Below are 19609 nucleotides of genomic sequence, written 5' to 3'. Positions count from 1 at the left end.
AAGGACGCGAAATGCGCCACTTCTTCCTACCGGGCCTGTGCCTGATGGGCGCATTCGCCCTTTCGGCCTGTACCGACCAGACGGCACGCGTCCAGAAAGCCGTGCAAAGCGTCAAGGCCAGCGACGAGCAAAGCCTCAACGAGATCATGCTGACCGTGGCCGATCCACGCGAGGCAGTGGCCTATTTCCAGAAGGGCGCCGCCGCCAAGCCCAACGACATGTCGATGTTGCGCGGCCTGGCGAAATCGCTGGTGCGCGCGCAAGAGCCAGAGCAGGGCGCCGAGGTCTGGGCGCATATCGTCTCGATGCCCGGCGCCACCAACGAGGATCGGGTGGCCCAGGCCGACGCGCTGATCCGCGCCAACAAGTGGAAGAAAGCCGAGCAGGTCCTGAACGCGATCAACCCGACCTACGAGACCTTCGATCGCTATCGGCTGGAAGCGATGGTGGCCGACAGCCGCAAGCAGTGGAAGAAGGCCGACAGCTTCTACGCCACCGCCGCCGGCATGACCACGCAGCCTGCGGGGATATACAACAACTGGGGCTTTTCCAAGCTGACGCGCGGCGATTACGCCGGCGCCGAGAAGCTGTTCTACAAGGCGCTCAGCTATGATCCGAACCTGTTCACCGCCAAGAACAACCTGGTGCTGGCCCGCGGCGCGCAGCGCAAATACGACCTGCCGGTGATCCCCATGACTCAGGTCGAACGTGCCAAGCTGTTGTACACCCTGGCGCTGACGGCGGTGAAGCAGGGCGACGTGGCCACCGGCAAGAGCCTGCTGAAAGACGCGATCGACACCAATCCACGCTACTTCCCCGATGCCCAGCGCGCGCTGGACGCGCTGGAAAACAACCCCAACGGTTAGGCCGATGCTGCATCTGACCTCTCATGCCGCGATGTGGTTCCTGATACCGGTCGTGCCGATCGGCGTCTGGGTCGCCTGGAGCGACATGAAGTTCATGAAGATCCCGAACCAGGCGGTGCTGGCGCTGACGCTGGTCTTCGCGCTGCTCGGCCCGTTCCTGATGCCCATTGACCGTTATCTGTGGCAACTGGCGCATCTGCCGCTGGTGCTGGTGGTGGGGTTCGTGCTGAACCTGGCCCGGGCGATCGGGGCGGGGGACGCGAAATTCGCCGCCGCGATGGCGCCTTTCTTCGCGGTTGCCGATCTGCGGCTGGTACTGGCGCTGGCCGCGGCGATCTTGTTGGCCGCCTTTGCCGCGCATCGGCTGCTGGGCCTGATCCCGGCGTTTCGCCGCGCCACCCCGGATTGGCAAAGCTGGCAGCGCCGCGATTTCCCCATGGGCCTTGCGCTGGCGGGGGTGCTGATCTTCTATCTTGCGCTTGCAGCCTGCTATGGGATCTAGATGCTTAATCTTTCCTGAAGCTCGCGCCGTGATGCTGCCCGCGGCCCGAGACCTGACAACACCCGCTGGATGATTCTGATGGACGCGAAGACCTCAAGTTCCGTACTTGCCCCACCACCGCCCCGCTCGATGGCCGATACCGGGCTGTCGATGGTCATGATGCGCGATATCCTGCTGAAAACCATGTTTCGGATGAATCTGGAGGTCATCAGCGAAATCTCGAGGGTGATCTGCCTGCCCGTTCCGGTGACGCAGGAACTGGTCGACGAGGCGCGTACCCTGAAGCTGATCGAGGCAACCGGCACGCTGCACGCCAATTCCGGCAACGAGATGGGCTATCAGCTGGCCGAGGCCGGCAAGGCCCGGGCGCTGGATGCGCTCAGCCAGTCGGAATATTACGGCGCCATGCCGATCCCGCTGTCCGATTACGACGAACAGGTCAAACGCCAGTCGATCCGAAACATCCAGATCTCGCGCGAACAGCTGACTTCGGCGATGGGGCACCTGGTCTTGCCACCAGATCTGCTGGCCAATCTGGGGCCCGCCGTCACCTCGGGGCGCTCGATCCTGATGTACGGCCCGCCGGGCAACGGCAAAAGCTCGATCTCGAACGGAATCCGCGACGCGCTGGGGGACAAGATCTATATCCCACGCGCCCTTGAATATTCAGGCCAGGTGATCACGGTCTTCGACCCGGTCATCCACACCAAGGCCGAGATGGCGTTGGACGATCCGGCCTCGCTGCGGCGCACTGGGAACCGCTTCGACAACCGGTATGTCTATTGCGAACGTCCCACGGTGATCACCGGGGGCGAGCTTTCGCTTGATATGCTGGATCTGACATACAACCCCACCGCGCGCACCTATCAGGCGCCACTGCAGTTGAAATCGGCCGGCGGCGTGTTCATCGTCGACGACCTTGGGCGTCAGGCCGATCCGCCGCAGAAGCTGGTCAACCGTTGGATCGTTCCGCTTGAGGAACATCGCGACATCCTGGCGCTGCAATCGGGCGAGAAGTTCGAGGTGCCCTTCGACACGCTGGTGATCTTCTCGACCAACTTTCACCCGAACGAGATATTCGACCGCGCCGCGCTGCGCCGGATCTTTTTCAAGATCAAGATTGACGGCCCCACGCAGGAGGATTTCCTGAAGATCTTCGCCATGGTCGCCCGCAAGCGCAAGATGCCGCTGGACGAGGCCTCCCTGGTGCATCTGCTGAAGGTGAAATACCCCGAGATCGGCAACGAATACGCCAATTATCAGCCGATCTTCCTGATCGACCAGATGATCGCGATCTGCGAGTTCGAGGGCATCCCCTATCAGATGAGCCCCGAACTGATCGACAGGGCCTGGTCGAACATGTTCGTCGAGGCTTCCGAGATCATCCATTAGGCGCGCGGTGGCTCGCGTGGAGGTAGCCGCGCTCGGTCACGGCCTTCTGGAAGCCGCGGCTGACCGGCACCTCCGACCCGTCGACCAGCATGAGAAACAGCTTGCCGTTCCGGCGGCGGCTATCTCGCACCGCACCCCGCGCCACCCAGTGCGACCGATGCACTTGCATTCCCTCGACGCCGTCCAGTTCGGACATCGCATCCGAAAACCGCATCAGGATCTGGCTTTTTCCGCGGTCGGTCAGCAGCTCGACATAGTGATCGTCAACCGAAACGTGCAGCAAGGTGCCGCGCTTTTCCGGCGTCACCCGATCCAGAATCCGCGGCTGCGGTGCGGTTTCGGGAGGCCCGGGCATGTTGGGGTCAAGCCAGAGGTATTTCATCATCCCCACGGCCAACGGCGCCGTGGCAACCACCAGCACCAGGTGTTCAAGCCCCACCGCCGGGCCGCGCAAGGTCAGCATGATGAACCACTGGACCGGCAGGAATACCGCGGTGAACAATGCGCTGGCAAGCAGCAGCCGAAGCCAGAAGGGATGGGCCGCGCACAAGCGCCAGGCGGCACGGAATGCCAGCGCGCAGAACAGGATCGCGACTCCGAGGACCAGCGCCCAATAGCCGAGCCGCCCCAGCGTACCAAATTGCTGATATGTCGCGAAAGGTCCGATTGCCGTCACGACGACGGTGATCAGGAACCACGACGCCACAAGGCGCGGGGGTAAAATGCGTCGAACCAGTTCACCCAGGGTCAGGCGCATGGCATGTCTTATGCAACTCGAAAGTGAATGGATTTTCGTGTTACCCGGCGGCGCGCATGCCGACAAGGCGGGAAAACACGTCGCAAGGCAGGAATGCAGGGAATGCAGACACACGATTTCGCCAGGCGGGTGCAAGAAAGTTTCGCCCGTCAGACCATGATGCAAACCCTGGGCGCGCGGGTCGTCTCGGTCGCGCCGGGGCGGTGCGAGATCGCCGCGCCGATCCTGCCCGGCGCGCGCCAGCATCATGGGGTGGGCCATGCGGCGCTGACCTTCGCACTGGGGGATACGGCGGCGGGCTATGCCGCGCTGACGCTGCTGCCGCCCGGCAATGAGGTGATGACCGCCGAGATCAAGATCAACCTGCTGGCGCCCGCCGCCGGCGACCGGCTGATCGCCCGCGGCGAGGCCGTGAAGACCGGCCGCCGCCTCAGTGTCGTGCGCGCCGAAGTGTTTGCCGAAACGGATGGTGCTGAAAAGTTGATCGCCCTGCTCCAGGGCACCATGATCCCGGTGCCAGCCGGCCCCTAACCTTTTTCATCTTGGTGAAAATACTCCACGGGGGTCCGGGGGTGTGAAACCCCCGGCGCGGGCCTCATGCGGTCAGCCCGTCGGGTTCGGGCAGGCCGTGGATGCGGCAGCAGGCGGTCAGCGTGTTGGCCAGCAGGCAGGCGATGGTCATCGGCCCGACGCCGCCCGGCACCGGGGTGATCGCGCCGGCCACCTCTTTCGCGCTGTCGAAATCCACATCGCCTACCAGCCGGGTCTTGCCCGGGCCACGCTCGGGCGCGTCGACGCGGTTGATGCCGACGTCAATCACCGTCGCGCCGGGCTTGATCCAGTCGCCGGGGATCATCCGCGGCCGCCCCACCGCCGCCACCAGAATATCGGCACCGCGGCAGACAGCGGCGATATCCTTGGTCCGGCTGTGCGCGATCGTCACCGTGCAGCTGTCGCGCAGCAGAAGTTGCGCCATCGGCTTGCCTACCAGGTTCGAGCGCCCCACCACCACCGCGTTCAGCCCCGACAGGCTGCCCAGCCGGTCGCGCAGCAGCATCAGGCAGCCTAGCGGCGTGCATGAAACCATCGCCCGTTGCCCGCTGGCCAGAAGGCCCGCGTTGACCACATGCAGCCCGTCCACATCCTTGGACGGGTCGATCCGCGCGACGATCTCGGTTTCGCTCAGATGGGCGGGCACCGGAAACTGGCACAGGATCCCGTGCACGGCCGGATCGGCATTCAGCCGGTCGATCAAGGCATAGAGATCCTCGGCCCGGGTCTCGGCCGGCAGCTTGTGCTCGTAGGAATGCATCCCCACTTCCAGCGTCTGGGTGCCCTTGTTGCGCACATAGACCTGGCTTGCGGGATCCTCGCCCACCAGGATCACGGCCAGACCGGGCGTGATGCCGTGATCGGCCTTCATCCGCGCCACCTGTCCCGCGATCTGGCCGCGTACCTTGGCCGCAAAGGCCTTGCCGTCGATGATATCCGCGCTCATGTCACTCCCCTGTTTCCGCGCCTTGGCGGCGCGGTCTGTCATCTTCCGTCTCCGGCCGGAGCGGCGCGGCATCGCGCGTCCCGCTGGCCGCTTTCCGCAAGGGCCCCTTGCCGTTTCCGCGGCCCTAGAACAACCCCTCGACGAAGCCTTCGTCATCCAGTCCGATCACTTCGGCTGCGGGATGGCGCGGCAGGCCCGGCATGGTCATGATCGCGCCGCAGATCGCGACGATGAATCCCGCCCCCGCCGACAGCCGCACCTCGCGCACCGGCACCGTGTGGCCGGTGGGCGCGCCGCGCAGCGTCGGATCGGCCGAGAAGCTGTACGGCGTCTTGGCCATGCAGACCGGCAGGTGGCCGTAACCGGCCGCTTCCCACACGCGCAACTGCTCGCGCACCGCATCGTCGGCGGTCACCGCCTCGGCGTGATAGATGCGCTTCGCCACCGCTTCGATCTTGTCGAAAAGACCCATCTCATCGGGGTAGAGCGGCGCGAAATCGGCGCCGCCGCTATCGGCCAGTTCCGCCACTTTCCGCGCCAGATCCACGATGCCCGCGCTGCCCTCGGCCCAGTGCTTGCACAGGATCGCTTCGGCGCCCAGATCCGCGACATAGTCCTTCACCGCCTGGATCTCGGCCTCGGTATCGCCCGAGAAATGGTTGATCGCCACCACCACCGGCACGCCGAAGCCCTGCACATTGCCGATATGGCGGCCAAGGTTGGGGCAGCCCTGGCGCACCGCCGCGACATTCTCGGCGCCGAGGTCCGCCTTGGCCACGCCGCCGTTCATCTTCATTGCCCGCACGGTCGCCACGATCACCGCCGCGTCGGGTTTCAGCCCGGCCTTGCGGCATTTGATGTCAAAGAATTTCTCGGCCCCCAGATCGGCGCCAAAGCCGGCCTCGGTCACCACATAATCGGTCAGCCGCAGCGCGGTATCGGTGGCGATCACCGAATTGCAGCCGTGGGCGATGTTGGCGAAGGGACCGCCATGCACGAAGGCGGGGTTGTTTTCCAGCGTCTGCACCAGGTTGGGCTGCATCGCGTCCTTCAGAAGCACCGTCATCGCGCCGTCGGCCTTGATGTCTCGGCAGTAGATCGGTGTCTTGTCGCGGCGGTAGGCCACCACGATGTCGCCCAGCCGGCGCTGCAGATCCGCCAGGTCGTTCGCAAGGCACAGGATCGCCATCACCTCGGACGCCACGGTGATGTCAAAGCCGGTCTGGCGCGGAAAACCGTTCGAGACACCGCCGAGGCCCACCACGATATCGCGCAGCGCCCGGTCGTTCATGTCCATCACCCGGCGCCAGACGATGCGGCGTTCGTCGATCTCCAGCTCGTTGCCCCAGTAGATGTGGTTGTCGATCATCGCCGACAGCAGATTGTGGGCGCTGGTGATCGCGTGGAAATCGCCGGTGAAGTGAAGGTTCATCTCCTCCATCGGCACGACCTGGGCCATGCCACCACCGGCGGCGCCGCCCTTCATCCCGAAGTTGGGGCCCAGGCTCGCCTCGCGGATGCAGATCATCGCGCGCTTGCCGATCCGGTTCAGGCCGTCGCCCAGACCCACCGTGGTGGTGGTCTTGCCCTCGCCGGCGGGCGTCGGGTTGATCGCCGTGACCAGGATCAGCTTGCCCCGCTTGCGCCCGCCGAGCGAGGCGATGAAGGCCTGATCAACCTTCGCCTTGTCATGGCCATAGGGCAGCAGATGCGCCTCTGGTATGCCCAGCATGCGCCCGATCTCCTGTATCGGCTGCTTGCGCGCGGCGCGGGCGATCTCGATATCGGTCTTCACGGCCATGTGGTCCTCTCCCCGTGCTGTTATCCCTTTGTTTCGCGCGCCCGCCTCCCGCTATAGCGGAGCAGGCCCCCGGCGAGCGGCGCGATTGCGACCGATCCCCGAACAAATTCGCCGGCGCCGGGCTTGGCGCCCCCAAAGGCGGCATCGCGGTCAGGCGCGCGCCGCAGCCAAATGCGGCCAGGCCGGCTGATCGGGGACATGCAGGCGCAGCACATCCCCCAGGCGCAGAACGCCCGGGCGTTCCACCCAGGCGGTCACGCCCCGCCGCCCCCATGCCGCCGTCTTGAAGGTATGGCCCGCGCCGGGCAGGGCGTCTTCGATTACCCGGGCGGGCAGATTGCAGGGCCGGTTCTCCATGTCGATCACCAATGTCGCCCCGTCGGGCCCCTGCAGTCGAGATGACGGTGGCAGCTGCGAGAAATCCGCGATCCCCTCGACCACGGCCGAGACGCCCAGCCATTCCGGCCGCAGCGCCGCGATCCCCATGTCGGCGGCGATCTGGGCCATCTCCTCGGACGAAATCAGCGTCAACTGCCGGACATTGGCGATCTCGGTGCCGCGCGGATGCTGATCCAGCACCCGTGAACAGGATGGGCGCGTGGTACCGGAATGGGCCTCTGCCTCGGGGCCGCCGAAGGTCAGGGGCAGGCTGTCTTGGGGCCGCGAGGCCAGCGTCGCGGCGCGGTCGGCGACGCGGCCAAGCCAGGTGATGCGGGCGGTGAAGGCGGTGGGTCTGAGGGCGGCCATGGCTAGAGCGTGAGGACGAAGAAGCAGCGGCGGAAGGGAAACAGCGCGCCGCCGTCGTCGAGCAGCGGGTAGGCGACGGAAAGGGCCTCTTCATAGGCGGCGATGAAATCGGCGCGCTCGGCCGGGGTCAGCTTTTCCAGAAAGGGGCGCATGGCGGTGCTTTCGGTGAAGCGGCGCACCGGATGGCCGTCGGGGCAGGGGGAAAGGTGCTGGATATATTCGGTTTCCCAGGCCTGGACCTGTCCCAGGGGGGCGAGGATGCGCCAATAGGCCTCGGCCGGGGCGACCGGCGGGGTCCAGTCGGCAAAATCGAAGCGGTCGCCGAAGAGATGCATCGCGATATCGCGCAGGAAGCGGTGCGAGGGCGCCCCGGTCTGGCGCGGCATCTGCACCGCCAGCGTGCCGCCGGGCGCCAGCCCGCGGGCCAGGCGCGGCAGCAGCGTTGCGTGATCGGGCAGCCAGTGCAGGGCGGCGTTGGAAAAGATCAGCGCGGGCGGGGCCTTGGGTGACCAGTCGGCGATATCGGCGTGGGACAGATCGGCATAATGGCCGCTTGCGCGCGCCTTTTCCAGCATCGCGGGCGACGCATCGACACCGCGAAGGGGGTGATCCGGAAAGGCCTTGGCCAGTGCCGCGCCGACCGAACCCGCGCCGCAGCCCAGGTCGATCACGTCACCCCCGGGCAGGGGGCCGATCCGCTGGATCAGGTCAAGCGCCGGCCGCAGCCGCAGCCCTTCGAACCGGGTGTAAAGCGCCGGATTCCAATCCTTCACGGGCATTCCCGCCTCCTTGCCGAGTCCGCCGGCGCATCTGCACCGCAATTCCCGCCATGGGTCAATCCATTGCCGCGCTTCGGGGCGGATTCAACCGGCGCTGTTCCTCCGGCAGCGCAGCGGACGCGGCTGCGACGTCTGCTCAGCCCTCATCGCCGCCGTCCGCGAACACGTCGGCCCAGTCCGGATGCTTGCGGCGCTGGGCCTGGACGTAGGAACATTTCGGCACGATCCGGAACCCCTGCGCGCGGGCGTCCGCGACCAGCCGTTCCACCAGGGCAAACGCGGCGCCCATGCCGCGAAAGCTTTCGGGCACCCGGGTATGGTCGGCGCTGACTAGCTGCGGGGAGACGATCGAGAAGGTGAGTTCGGCCTCCTCATCGCCGCGCGGCATCACATAGCGGCCCTCGGTCGCGCCGCGTTCCAGGCGGATATCGGGCATCTCAGTCAACGATCGTCGCCTCGGTCGCGGCGCGCAGCTCATCCTCGGTCACGCCCTCGGCGCATTCGACGATGTGCAGCCCGCCCTCGGCCACATCGAGCACGCCGAGATTGGTGATGATCCGGTCCACGACGCCCTTGCCGGTCAGCGGCAGGGTGCAGGATTTCAACACCTTCGAGTCGCCGTGCTTGTTGGTGTGGTCCATCACCACGATCACCCGGCCGACACCTGCCACCAGATCCATCGCGCCGCCCATGCCCTTGACCAGCTTTCCGGGGATCATCCAGTTGGCCAGATCGCCGTTCTCGGCCACTTCCATCGCGCCCAGGATCGCCGCCGCGATCTTGCCGCCGCGGATCATGCCGAAGGACATGGCGCTGTCGAAATAGGCGGTGCGCGGCAGTTCGGTGATCGTCTGCTTGCCGGCGTTGATCAGATCGGGGTCTTCCTCGCCCTCATAGGGGAACGGCCCCATGCCCAGCATCCCGTTTTCCGACTGAAGGGTGATGTCCTTGTCGCCGACATAATTCGCCACCAGCGTCGGGATTCCGATGCCGAGGTTCACATACATGCCGTCTTCCAATTCCTGCGCCGCGCGGGCGGCCATCTGGTTGCGGTCCCAAGCCATCTGATCTTCCTTTGCGTTCTGGCAGGGCGCACCCTGCGCTTCTCTTGCGGCCGCGCTTTCGCGGGCCGCGTCAATTTCTCTGCCGGACCGAGGGCGGCGCGTCGAGCATGATGCGCGTGCCTTGCGGTCCGGAATTTACCGACAAGCTGCCCGCCAGCGAGGCGGTCAATTGCAGCACCAGCCTGCCGCCCACGGATCCTTCGCGCGGCCAGTCCACCCCGTCCGCAAAACCGCGACCGTCGTCGTCTATGCTCAGGCGCACGCCGCCGTCATCGGCCTCTTCGATATTGATCGTCACGGTTCCCGGCGCCTCGCCGAAGGCGTGCTGCATGGCGTTGGTGACGACTTCCGACACGATGAGCCCCATTGGAACCGCGCGTTCCACCGGTACGGTGAAACGGTCGGCGCGAAGCTTGATCTTGATCTGATCGCGCGGCGCCAGCCGGCCGACGCTGTCCGCCACCCGGCCCAGATAATCGCCCAGAACGACGGCTTGGTTGTTTTCGCCATCGGTATAGGTCAGCTGCTCGTAGAGCATCGCCAGCCCTTCGATCCGCCGCGCTGCCTTGTCCAGCACCTCACGCGGATTGGTCGCGGCCTCACGATTGTGCATTCGCATCAAGGATACCACCATGGATAGGTGGTTCTTCACCCGATGATGCAATTCGTCGATCGTGGTATGGGCGTGGTCCGGCGCGTCTTCCGGCGCCAGCATCTTCTGCACGCCGCTGAAAAACCGCACCTTGCCGTCGGAATCGCGCAACGGCGCCAGCATCAACCGGTTCCAGAAAGGCGTGCCGTCGCTGCGGTAGTTCAGGATGTCGACCGTCACCTCTTCTTCGCGCTCCAGCGCGCGATGAATCCGGGCCACCGCCGCTGGATCGGTGCCCGGACCCTGCAGAAACCGGCAATTGCGTCCGATGACATCCTCTCTTGGATAGCCAGTGGTGTCATGGAACGCGCGGTTGGCATAGACGATCGGGTTGTCGTCTTTCCAGGGGTCGGTCAGCACCAGCGAGAACGGCGCGCTGGCAAGGAACTGCAACGCGACGTGGTCGCTCAGACCGCCCTGGAAAGGATCCGCTTCCACCATGACCCTAGGCGTTTTCACGCTTGCGGGTGGTGCGCTGCTCGATGCGCTTCTCGTGCTCGCCCTGGATCAGGCGATGCACATAGATCCCCGGCAGGTGGATCTTGTCGGGATCGAGGCTGCCCGCGGGGACGATCTCTTCGACCTCGGCCACGCAAACCTTGCCGCAGCTTGCCGCCGGCGGGTTGAAGTTGCGCGCGGTCTTGCGGAACATCAGGTTCCCGGTCTCGTCCGCCTTCCAGGCCTTCACGATCGACAGATCCGCGACGATGCCGCGTTCCAGGATGTAATCATGGCCGTCGAAAGTCTTCACCTCCTTGCCCTCGGCGATCACCGTGCCGACGCCGGTCTTGGTGTAGAAGCCGGGAATCCCCGCGCCACCGGCCCGCATCCGCTCGGCCAGCGTGCCCTGAGGGTTGAACTCCAGCTCCAGCTCTCCTGACAGATACTGGCGCATGAATTCCGCGTTCTCGCCCACATAGGACGAGATCATCTTCTTCACCTGCTTGGTTTCCAGAAGCAGCCCCAGGCCGAACCCGTCGACGCCGGCGTTGTTCGAGGCCACCGTCAGGTCCTTGGTGCCCGCGTCGCGGATCGCCGCGATCAGAAGTTCCGGTATTCCGCACAGGCCGAAGCCGCCCGCCGCGATCAGCATGCCGTCGAACAGAAGTCCGTCAAGCGCCTCGGTCGCGCTGCCGTAGACCTTCTTCATGGGATCCCCCTTTGTCTTCGTCGCGTGGATTTGTCGCGCCGGCGACGCGCAGAGTCAACGGCGATGCCGCAACGCAGCGCACCTGTCAGCGCTAACAGGTATTTTCAGCCGCAGGGCCGTCTCTGACAGCGCGTCGCCCGCCGCCCCGCGCAGGGCGGCGCCCGACCTCCCCCCCCCCCGGCAGGGGCGGCACGGCGATGCCGATCAGCGCACCTGCGGCATCGGACTGGGGGCGCCGTGCCCGGGCCAGGCGTTGCGAAAGCGCCCCTTCAGGGCCGGGCGCCACCCGGCGTTCCTAGCCGTCGGAAAGCTGCACCAGCGCGTGGCGCTTCTTGCCGGCGGTCAGCTTCAGGCCCGAGGCGATTTCTTCGCGCGACATCAGCCGGGCCTCGGTGACGACCTCGTCGTTGATCCGCGCGCCGCCCTCGGCGAAAAGCCGTTTGGCCTCCTTGCCCGACCCGGCCAGGCCCGCCTGCACGAACAGCGCGGTGCTGGCGATGCCCTCACCTACCTGATCGGCGGTCAGGACCAGGGTGGGCAGGTCGCCACCGACGCCGCCCTTCTCGAACACTTCGCGCGCGGTGGCTTCGGCCGCGGCGGCGGCCTCGGGCCCGTGCAGCAGGGCGGTGACCTCATTGGCCAGCTGCACCTTGGCCGCGTTGATCTCGGACCCCGCCAGCGCGCCCAGACGGTCGCATTCCGCCACCGGCAATTCTGTGTAGAGCTTCAGGAAGCGGCCCACATCGGCATCGGTGGTGTTGCGCCAGAACTGCCAGAATTCATAAGGGCTCAGCATCTCGGCGTTCAGCCAGATCGCGCCCGACTGGCTTTTGCCCATCTTCTTGCCGTCCGAGGTGGTCAGCAGCGGCGAGGTCAGCCCGTAGATCTCATGATCCAGCACCCGGCGCGTCAGGTCGATGCCGTTGACGATATTGCCCCACTGATCCGATCCGCCCATCTGCAGCAGGCAGCCGTAGCGGCGGTTCAGTTCCAGGAAATCATAGGCCTGCAGGATCATGTAGTTGAATTCGAGAAAGCTGAGCGATTGCTCGCGGTCAAGCCGGGACTTCACCGATTCAAACGACAGCATCCGATTGACGCTGAAATGCCGCCCGATATCGCGCAGGAAATCGAGGTATTTCAGCCCGTCCAGCCATTCGGCGTTGTTCAGCATCAAGGCGTCGGTCGGCCCTTCGCCGAAGCTGACATAGGATTGGAAGACCTGCTTGATCCCGGCGATGTTGGCGTCGATCTGCGCCGGCGTCAGCAGCGGGCGTTCATCGGCGCGAAAGCTGGGATCACCCACTTTCGTCGTGCCGCCGCCCATCAGCACCAGCGGCTTGTTGCCGGTCTTTTGCAGCCAGCGCAACATCATGATCTGGATCAGGCTGCCCACATGCAGCGAGGCCGCCGTCGCGTCGAACCCGATATAGCCCGGCATCCCGCCCTTTATCAGCGCCTCGTCGAGGCCCTGGTAATCGGTGCAATCGGCCAGAAAGCCGCGCTCGATCATCACGGCCAGGAAATCGGATTTCGGATGGTAGGTCATCGCGCTTTGGTCCATGCTTCGGGCAACCTCTGCCCGGCGCCCTCTATATCGGCGCGGGGGGCAGAGGAAAAGGCAAAGAAGCGGGGCGGGGGCAATGGCGCTGAGCGGGCCGATCTGGGCGTTGGGGGCGATGTCGGGCACGTCGCTGGACGGGGTGGATGCGGCGCTGCTGGAAACCGATGGCGAAGTTATCTACGCCTTCGGCGACACCGGCTACCGGCCCTATTCCGAGGCCGAGCGCGGGGCGCTGCGCGCGGGCCTCGGCCTGTGGCCCGGCGAGGACGGCGTGCAGGCGGCGGCCGAGGTCGTCGAGACCGCCCATGCCGAGTTGCTGTCGCGCTATACGGATCAGGCGGAACTGGTGGGTTTTCACGGCCAGACATTGGCCCATGATCCGGGCGGGCGCGGCACGCATCAGGCGGGCGACGGGGTGGTTCTGGCCGCCGTTCTGGGCCTGCCCGTGGTGTGGGATTTCCGCAGCTCCGACGTGGAACTGGGCGGGCAGGGCGCGCCGCTGGCGCCGTTCTACCATTTCGCCCTGGCGCGCTGGATGGAGCTGTCTTCGCCGGTGGCTTTCCTTAACCTTGGCGGGGTGGGCAATGTCACCTGGGCCGACCCGCGCAAACCCCGCCCCGAGGCCGAGGGCGCGCTGCTGGCCTTCGACACCGGCCCGGCAAATGCGCCGATCAACGATCTGATGCTGGCCCGACGCGGCGCGGCGCAGGATGCGGGCGGGGTGCTGGCGGCGCAGGGCACGCCCGATGCGGCGATCCTCGATGCCTTTCTGAAGCATCCCTATTTCCACCGGATCCCACCGAAATCGTTGGACCGGGATGCCTTTGCGGCGCTGTCGCGTGCGGTCGCGCCGCTGCCGGATGCGGATGCGGCCGCGACGCTGACCGCGGCGGCGGCGGCGGCGGTGGCGGCGGGGTGCGAACATTTCCCCCTGGTGCCCGAGGTGATGCTGGTTTCGGGCGGCGGGCGCCACAACATGACGCTGATGGCGATGCTGGCCGAGCGGGTGCCTTTCCCGGTGGTGGCGATCGAGGAGGCGGGGTTCGACGGCGACATGATCGAGGCGCAGGCCTTCGCCCATCTGGCGGTGCGGGTGCTGCGTGGATTGCCGACCTCCTGCCCGACGACTACCGGGGTCGCAGCGGCGGTGGGTGGCGGGCAACTGAGCCGCCCCGAGGGCTGAGGCGGCGGCGCGCCTCCGGCGGGAGTATTTTCGCCAAGATGAAGGGGCGGTCAGCCGGGGATGTCGAAGCCGGGCGGGGCAAGCTCGAACCCCTCGAAGCGGAAGCCGGGGCTGACGGTACAGCCGACCAGGCTCCACCCACCGGCGGGGCGGGCGGCCTGCCAGTGGTGCGCGGGCACGATGGCCTGGGGGATCTGTCCCGCCGTCAGGTCGGCACCAAGAAGGTGGTCGCGGGCCGGGCCGGCCTCGGTGGCGGCGATCCGCAGGATCAGCGGGGCGCCGGCGTGGAAATGCCAGATCTCGGCGGCGTCGACGCGGTGCCAGTGGCTGCGCTCATCCGCTTTCAGCAGGAACAGGATCGCGGTGCCTGCCGGACGTGCGCCAGGCGCGGACTCGGCCGCCCAGGTCTGGCGGTACCAGCCGCCCTCGGGGTGGGGGGCGAGGCCGAGCCTTGCGATGATGTCGTCGGCGTCCACGGGGCCTCCTGCGGGTTGCGGCGAATTGAGGCAGATCATGGCTGGGGCCCGGGGGCGGTGCAAGTCTGGGCCTTTGCCACCGGAAAAGGAGGATGCCATGAGCCTCACCGCCCGCGAAGCCGCGCTGGTCCGCGCCAGCTTCCGTTCCGTGCGCGACCGGGTCGAGCCCGCGTCCCGCGATTTCTATGCGGCGCTGTTCCGGCGACGCCCGGATCTGCGCGGCTTGTTTCGCGGTGATCTGGAGGGGCAGGGGATGAAGTTCATGTCCACCCTGCAGGTGGTCGTCGACACCCTGGAGGCGCCCGAGGCGACGGCCGGGCGGCTGCATGATCTGGGCCGGTCCCATGCCGCCTTGGGGGTGAGGCCCGCGCATTTCGAACCGATGCGCGAGGCGCTGTTCGAGGTGCTGGCGGGCTATCTGGGCGGGGGGTGGGATGCCGAGACCCGTGGCGCCTGGCACCGGGCCTATGACCAGATGGTGGAACGGATGATCGCGGCGCGACCGGCCCGATAGCCGGTGTCATGCATTCAACAGGCGTGCGAGCACGTTGAAATCCGGCGCGATCAGGTCCCAGTCGGCCTCTTGCGTCAGATCGGAGGTTTGTCCGGGGCCGTGTTCGGTGGGGCGCGGCACGAAGGCGGTGCCGAGCCCGGCGGCGCGGGCCGCGTGCAGGTCGCCATTATGGGCGGCCACCATCATCACCTGGGCGGGCGGCAGTCGCAGCGCCGCGCAGGAGGCCAGGTAGACCGCCGGCTTGGGCTTGTAATCGCGCGCGATATCGGCGCCGAGGATGCAATCCCAGGGCAGGCCGGCATGGCGCGCAAGCCGCGTCATCAGCGCGATCGAGCCATTCGAACAGGGTGCGATGATCCGGTGTGTCTTCAATGCCCGCAGGCCCGGCGCCACGTCGGGCCAGGGATCGAGCCGCTCCCACGCACGGTTGAGCGTTTCGGGATCGGCGCAGGTGGCGTGAAAGCGGTCGCACACCCGGAAAAGGTTTTCCAGATGCAGATCATCGAGGGCGATATAGCCACGCCCTCCCTCGCGGATGCGCGCCATGGCGGGGTCGTATTCCGCGCGCCAGGCGTCGGCGAAGGCTGGGGCATCGACCCCGGGCAGGGCGCCCGCGACGGCCCGCGCGACCGAGCCGCGCCAATCCACGCAGGTGCCGAAGACATCGAAGATGAGGGCCTTGATCATCCGGTGATCGTGGGCGGGAACCGGGCCGCACGCAAGGCGGCAGTCGAGGGGGCGGCGCCCAAGCGGACGGCCGCGGACGGGAGGCGGCGGGCCATGGCCCCCGGAGCCACGCCCGCTCCGGGGGCCTCCGAGAGATGATTTTGCCAGAAAGACGACATCGCGACCGGCGGCATTATCCGGCGCGGCCGTGGGGCCGCGCACCAAGGGGCGCTTTCGGCGGCGTCAGGCCCGCAGGACGGAGCGGCCCGCATATTCGGCGGTCGGCCCAAGAGCCTCTTCGATGCGGATCAACTGGTTGTATTTCGCCAGCCGGTCGGAACGCGACAGGCTGCCGGTCTTGATCTGTCCGCAATTCGTCGCCACGGCGAGGTCGGCGATGGTCGAATCCTCGGTCTCGCCGGAGCGGTGGCTCATCACGCTGGTATAGCGTGCGCGGTCGGCCATGCGCACGGCGTCCAGCGTCTCGGTCAGGGTGCCGATCTGGTTCACCTTCACCAACAGGGAATTGGCGCAGCCCGCGTCGATCCCGCGCTTCAGGCGCACCGGATTGGTCACGAACAGATCGTCGCCCACCAGTTGCACCTTGTCGCCCAGCGTCTGGGTCAGGTGCCGCCAGCCGTCCCAATCGTCCTCGGCGCAGCCATCCTCGATCGAGATGATCGGATAGTCCTTGCACAACGCGGCCAGGTATTCGGTGTGCTCGGCCGAGGTAAAGGTCTTGCCCTCGCCCGCCATGACGTACTTGCCATCCTTGAAATATTCGGTCGAGGCGCAGTCGAGCGCGAGGTGGATGTCCTCGCCCGGCTTGTAGCCTGCCTTCTCGATCGACTTCAGGATGAAATCGAGCGCTTCGCGTGCCGACGAAAGATTCGGGGCGAAACCGCCCTCATCGCCGATCCCGGTGTTCATGCCGGCGGCGGAAAGTTCCTTCTTCAGCGCGTGAAACACTTCGGAGCCCCAGCGCACGGCCTCGCGGATCGAGGCGGCGCCGACCGGCATGATCATGAATTCCTGGATGTCGATCGGGTTGTCGGCATGTTCGCCGCCGTTGATGATGTTCATCATCGGCACCGGCAGCACCCGCGCGCCGACGCCGCCGATATAGCGGTAAAGGTGCTGATCATAAAGCTGCGCGCCCGCCTTTGCGACCGCCAGGCTGACGCCCAGGATCGCGTTGGCCCCCAGCCGGCCCTTGTTGGGGGTGCCGTCCAGTTCGCACATCAGCCGGTCGATGGTGATCTGCTCGTCCGCGTCATAGCCCACGATCTCTTCCGCGATCTCGCCGTTCACCGCGGCGACCGCGTCCAGCACGCCCTTGCCGCCGTAGCGCGATGCGTCGCCGTCGCGCTTTTCCACCGCCTCGTGCGCGCCCGTCGAGGCGCCCGAGGGCACCGCGGCGCGCCCCATCTCGCCGTCCTCGAGATAGACGTCGACCTCGACCGTCGGATTGCCGCGGCTGTCGAGGATCTCGCGGGCGGTGATGTCGATGATGGTGCTCATGTGTCGTCCTTCCTGGTCAGGGGCATCGCGCAAGGCGGCGTAGGGTGGCCGGACATTTCGGGGCCAAGTGTCTTGTGGCCGGGGGCGGGTGCCCGGCGGCTTCGGCGCCGTTCTATGGGGTTTCCGGGGCCGGGAAAAGAGCGTTGGCGCAAATGTGCCTTCCGGGGCTGCGCGTCAGCGGATCCGATCCCGGCCGGATCCAGAGATTCGGCGCGGGGCTTGACCGCCCCGCCGATCGCGGCGAGAGGAAAGGGCAAGCGGGGGGAACATGGCGCGCAAGGACAGGCTGGATGCGGCGGGCGTGGCGGGGCTGATCGGCTCGTCACTGTTGCTGGGGCTCAATCAGGTCGTGGTGAAGGTGGTGAACGGCGGTTTGCAGCCGGTGTTCTTCGCGGGGCTGCGCTCGGTCGGGGCGACGCTGGTGGTGTTGGCCTGGGTGCTGTGGCGTGGGCGCAGCCTGAGGCCCCGGCCTGGCACCGTGCCCGCGGGGCTGCTGCTGGGGCTGACCTTCGCGGCCGAGTTCCTGTGCCTTTTCCTGGCGCTCGATCACACCACGGTGGTGCGGTCTTCGATCATCTTCTATTCGATGCCGGTGTGGTTCGCGCTGGCCGCGCATTTCCTGCTGCCGGGCGAACGCATCACGCCGACAAAGGCGCTGGGGCTGGCGCTGGCGTTCGCCGGTGTGGCCTGGGCGCTGGCCCATCGCGGCGGCCAGACCGGCGAGACCAGCCTGCTGGGGGATCTGCTGTCGCTGGCCGGCGCGGTGCTGTGGGCCGGGATCGCGCTGATCTCTCGCGGGACCAGCCTGCGCGAGGAACGTGCCGAGATGCAGCTGTTCTGGATGGTCTCGGTCTCGGGGCCGGTGCTGATCCTGGCGGCCTTCGGCTTCGGCCCCTTCATCCGCGATCTGACGCCGATCGACATCGCGGGGCTGGTGTTCCAGATCGTTGCCGTCGCTTCCTTCGGTTTCATCTTCTGGCTCTGGCTGCTGGCCGAATACCCGCCTTCGATCGTGGCAAGTTTTTCGTTCCTCACGCCGCTTCTGGGGATCGGCTTTGGCTGGCTCTTGCTGGGGGAACCAGTCAGCCCGCAGATCGTGGCCTCGGGCGCGCTGGTGGCGCTGGGGATCGTGCTGATCAACCGTGCCCAGGCGCGGACCCGGCCGGTGGCAAGGCGCCGGGGCGCGCAGGGCTAGGGGCCGGGCGCCGCGCAGGACGCCCTGGCCCGGGTGCCGGGCCTAGACCGCCTGCACCACTTTCGACAGCATGTCGCGCACCTGGCCCGCGACGGCGTGCAGTTCGTCGTTCGGGACCGCGGCCATCGAGGCGACCGGATCCACCGCGCTGACCTCGGTGCCGCCGTCGACGCTGCGCAGGATCACGTTGCAGGGCAACATGGCACCGATGTTCGGCTCCAACTGGAGGGCCTCCCAGGCCATGTTCGGATTGCAGGCGCCAAGGATCTTGTAGCCGGGCATGTCCTTGTCGATCTTTTTCTTCATGGTGGCCGAGACGTCGATCTCGGTCAGCACGCCGAAGCCGGCATCGCCTAGCGCCTTGCGCGCACGTTCCTCGGCCTCGCCGATCTGGGTGTCTTCGAGAAGACGGGTCAGGACATAGGACATGGGGGTCTCCCTCTCGTGTTGCGTTGGCCTGGTCGCCGGGCCGGCGCGGGGCCGGACGCGGTGAACATATCGTGGGTCGCGCATATGTGCCATGCTGATCTGGGGCCGGTGGCGGCCCGGGTCAAGGCCGCAACTGCGGCATGGGCGGAGAGGGGGCATCGTTCCGCCGAGACCGGATCCCCGGGCCAGAGCAGGGCGCGCGTCTGCCCGTGGGGTGGCGCCCCGGCGTTCACGCGGCGCCATTTATGGTTCAGCATCTCCCTTGGCCCGGGCGGGATCGAGCGCAGCAAAGCGCCAGCCCGTGGGGACGGGCAGACGCGCGCCCTGCGCCTGCGGCGCGCTCCGGGCGGGAAGGGGGGGGAGTTAGGTGCGGGTATTAAGATGAGGAGCAGTTGTCGGCCCGCTATTAGGGTCAGGACCCATTGATTTCCGGTTGGCCGCGTGATTCACAGTTCGAAAAACGAGCGGTGAACATGTCTGATCTCTTCTGGCTGACGGATGCGCAGATGGCGCGTCTTGAGCCCTTCTTCCCCAAGTCACACGGCAAACCCCGCGTTGATGATCGGCGCGTGTTGAGTGGAATTATTTTTATCAATCGCAATGGTTTACGGTGGCGCGATGCCCCTGCTGCCTATGGGCCGCACAAGACGCTGTACAACCGTTGGAAACGGTGGAGTGACAAGGGCATCTTCGCCCGGATGATGGCCGGTCTGGCCGCCGAGCATGGCGAAAAGAAGACTGTGATGATCGACGCCACTTACCTGAAGGCACACCGAACAGCGACCAGCATGGGCGTGAAAAAGGGGGGCGTGGACGCCTGATTGGCCGGACAAAGGGCGGCATGAACACCAAG

21 protein-coding genes and 1 pseudogene are annotated in these 19609 nt (G+C 66.6%); 8 read left to right on the top strand and 14 right to left on the bottom strand.

The features are described 5' to 3' along the window. Positions 1-11: 11 nt before the first annotated feature. The 3 genes from BLV97_RS14740 to BLV97_RS14730 all read left to right on the top strand — a co-directional run bounded on the left by BLV97_RS14740 (position 12) and on the right by BLV97_RS14730 (position 2760). The gene (locus BLV97_RS14740; RefSeq protein ID WP_035837818.1) at positions 12-866 is read left to right on the top strand and encodes a tetratricopeptide repeat protein; all 855 of its coding nucleotides are present in this window, start codon (positions 12-14) and stop codon (positions 864-866) included. Between the two features lie 4 nt (positions 867-870). Further along, the gene (locus tag BLV97_RS14735; RefSeq protein WP_035837816.1) at positions 871-1368 is read left to right on the top strand and encodes a prepilin peptidase; all 498 of its coding nucleotides are present in this window, start codon (positions 871-873) and stop codon (positions 1366-1368) included. 78 nt (positions 1369-1446) lie between these two features. Continuing rightward, complete coding sequence (locus BLV97_RS14730; RefSeq protein ID WP_035837885.1) at positions 1447-2760, top strand: ATPase; 1314 nt, start codon at positions 1447-1449, stop codon at positions 2758-2760. Here BLV97_RS14730 and BLV97_RS14725 read toward each other — a convergent pair. Continuing rightward, positions 2750-3517: a LytTR family DNA-binding domain-containing protein gene (locus BLV97_RS14725; protein ID WP_051645806.1), complete on the bottom strand. Its 768-nt coding sequence runs from the start codon at positions 3515-3517 to the stop codon at positions 2750-2752. The two genes, BLV97_RS14730 and BLV97_RS14725, sit on opposite strands and share 11 nt — an antisense overlap. Before the next feature lie 102 nt (positions 3518-3619). Here BLV97_RS14725 and BLV97_RS14720 point away from each other — a divergent pair, with 102 nt between their 5' ends. Next, the gene (locus BLV97_RS14720) at positions 3620-4048 is read left to right on the top strand and encodes a PaaI family thioesterase (RefSeq protein ID WP_035837814.1); all 429 of its coding nucleotides are present in this window, start codon (positions 3620-3622) and stop codon (positions 4046-4048) included. A 64-nt stretch (positions 4049-4112) separates the two neighbouring features. Here the strand turns inward: BLV97_RS14720 and folD are convergent, their stop codons facing one another. From folD to tyrS, 9 genes are all read right to left on the bottom strand, one after another. Beyond that, entirely contained in the window at positions 4113-5015 is a 903-nt protein-coding gene (gene folD, locus BLV97_RS14715) for a bifunctional methylenetetrahydrofolate dehydrogenase/methenyltetrahydrofolate cyclohydrolase FolD (RefSeq protein WP_035837812.1), read from the bottom strand. 124 nt (positions 5016-5139) lie between these two features. Then, positions 5140-6816 carry a formate--tetrahydrofolate ligase gene (locus BLV97_RS14710; RefSeq protein WP_035837810.1) on the bottom strand — a complete coding sequence of 559 codons (1677 nt, stop codon included), beginning with the start codon at positions 6814-6816 and terminating at the stop codon, positions 5140-5142. A gap of 150 nt (positions 6817-6966) precedes the next feature. Then, a complete protein-coding gene (locus BLV97_RS14705; RefSeq protein WP_035837807.1) occupies positions 6967-7563 on the bottom strand; it encodes an MOSC domain-containing protein in 597 nt (198 codons plus the stop codon). A 2-nt stretch (positions 7564-7565) separates the two neighbouring features. Then, positions 7566-8342 carry a methyltransferase domain-containing protein gene (locus BLV97_RS14700; protein ID WP_035837805.1) on the bottom strand — a complete coding sequence of 259 codons (777 nt, stop codon included), beginning with the start codon at positions 8340-8342 and terminating at the stop codon, positions 7566-7568. 136 nt (positions 8343-8478) lie between these two features. Beyond that, positions 8479-8778: a GNAT family N-acetyltransferase gene (locus BLV97_RS14695; RefSeq protein WP_092164128.1), complete on the bottom strand. Its 300-nt coding sequence runs from the start codon at positions 8776-8778 to the stop codon at positions 8479-8481. Between the two features lies 1 nt (position 8779). Continuing rightward, positions 8780-9406: a CoA transferase subunit B gene (locus BLV97_RS14690; RefSeq protein ID WP_035837801.1), complete on the bottom strand. Its 627-nt coding sequence runs from the start codon at positions 9404-9406 to the stop codon at positions 8780-8782. A gap of 70 nt (positions 9407-9476) precedes the next feature. Beyond that, the gene (locus tag BLV97_RS14685; protein WP_035837799.1) at positions 9477-10499 is read right to left on the bottom strand and encodes a PAS domain-containing protein; all 1023 of its coding nucleotides are present in this window, start codon (positions 10497-10499) and stop codon (positions 9477-9479) included. Positions 10500-10503: 4 nt separating this feature from the next. Then, complete coding sequence (locus tag BLV97_RS14680) at positions 10504-11208, bottom strand: CoA transferase subunit A (RefSeq protein ID WP_092164127.1); 705 nt, start codon at positions 11206-11208, stop codon at positions 10504-10506. A 295-nt stretch (positions 11209-11503) separates the two neighbouring features. Then, complete coding sequence (tyrS, locus tag BLV97_RS14675; RefSeq protein ID WP_035837792.1) at positions 11504-12757, bottom strand: tyrosine--tRNA ligase; 1254 nt, start codon at positions 12755-12757, stop codon at positions 11504-11506. A gap of 94 nt (positions 12758-12851) precedes the next feature. Here tyrS and BLV97_RS14670 point away from each other — a divergent pair, with 94 nt between their 5' ends. Then, entirely contained in the window at positions 12852-13955 is a 1104-nt protein-coding gene (locus tag BLV97_RS14670) for an anhydro-N-acetylmuramic acid kinase (protein ID WP_035837784.1), read from the top strand. A gap of 50 nt (positions 13956-14005) precedes the next feature. Here BLV97_RS14670 and BLV97_RS14665 read toward each other — a convergent pair whose 3' ends face one another. Further along, on the bottom strand, positions 14006-14431 hold the full coding sequence (locus tag BLV97_RS14665) for a cupin domain-containing protein (protein WP_035837782.1): 426 nt from the start codon (positions 14429-14431) through the stop codon (positions 14006-14008). 97 nt (positions 14432-14528) lie between these two features. Here BLV97_RS14665 and BLV97_RS14660 point away from each other — a divergent pair, with 97 nt between their 5' ends. Next, positions 14529-14945 (top strand): globin domain-containing protein, encoded by a 417-nt coding sequence (locus BLV97_RS14660; RefSeq protein ID WP_051645805.1) that lies wholly within the window; start codon positions 14529-14531, stop codon positions 14943-14945. A 6-nt stretch (positions 14946-14951) separates the two neighbouring features. On the opposite strand, the gene BLV97_RS14655 is transcribed toward BLV97_RS14660, so the two are convergent. Together BLV97_RS14655 and eno are read right to left on the bottom strand one after the other, a co-directional pair. Further along, positions 14952-15632, bottom strand: coding sequence for a haloacid dehalogenase type II (locus BLV97_RS14655; RefSeq protein ID WP_035837781.1), 681 nt, complete (start codon positions 15630-15632; stop codon positions 14952-14954). Positions 15633-15854: 222 nt separating this feature from the next. After that, positions 15855-17132 carry a phosphopyruvate hydratase gene (gene eno / locus BLV97_RS14650; RefSeq protein ID WP_035837780.1) on the bottom strand — a complete coding sequence of 426 codons (1278 nt, stop codon included), beginning with the start codon at positions 17130-17132 and terminating at the stop codon, positions 15855-15857. Positions 17133-17400: 268 nt separating this feature from the next. Between eno and BLV97_RS14645 the strand changes: the two genes are divergently transcribed. Next, on the top strand, positions 17401-18327 hold the full coding sequence (locus BLV97_RS14645; protein WP_035837778.1) for a DMT family transporter: 927 nt from the start codon (positions 17401-17403) through the stop codon (positions 18325-18327). A gap of 42 nt (positions 18328-18369) precedes the next feature. Here BLV97_RS14645 and BLV97_RS14640 read toward each other — a convergent pair whose 3' ends face one another. Then, complete coding sequence (locus BLV97_RS14640) at positions 18370-18756, bottom strand: DUF302 domain-containing protein (RefSeq protein WP_035837776.1); 387 nt, start codon at positions 18754-18756, stop codon at positions 18370-18372. Between the two features lie 473 nt (positions 18757-19229). Between BLV97_RS14640 and BLV97_RS14635 the strand changes: the two are divergent. Beyond that, positions 19230-19609 (top strand): annotated as a pseudogene (locus BLV97_RS14635) (IS5 family transposase); the annotation flags it as partial.

Source organism: Allgaiera indica, from assembly GCF_900106675.1.
Taxonomy (GTDB): domain Bacteria; phylum Pseudomonadota; class Alphaproteobacteria; order Rhodobacterales; family Rhodobacteraceae; genus Acidimangrovimonas; species Acidimangrovimonas indica.
This window is presented reverse-complemented; position numbering and strand designations above follow the sequence as displayed.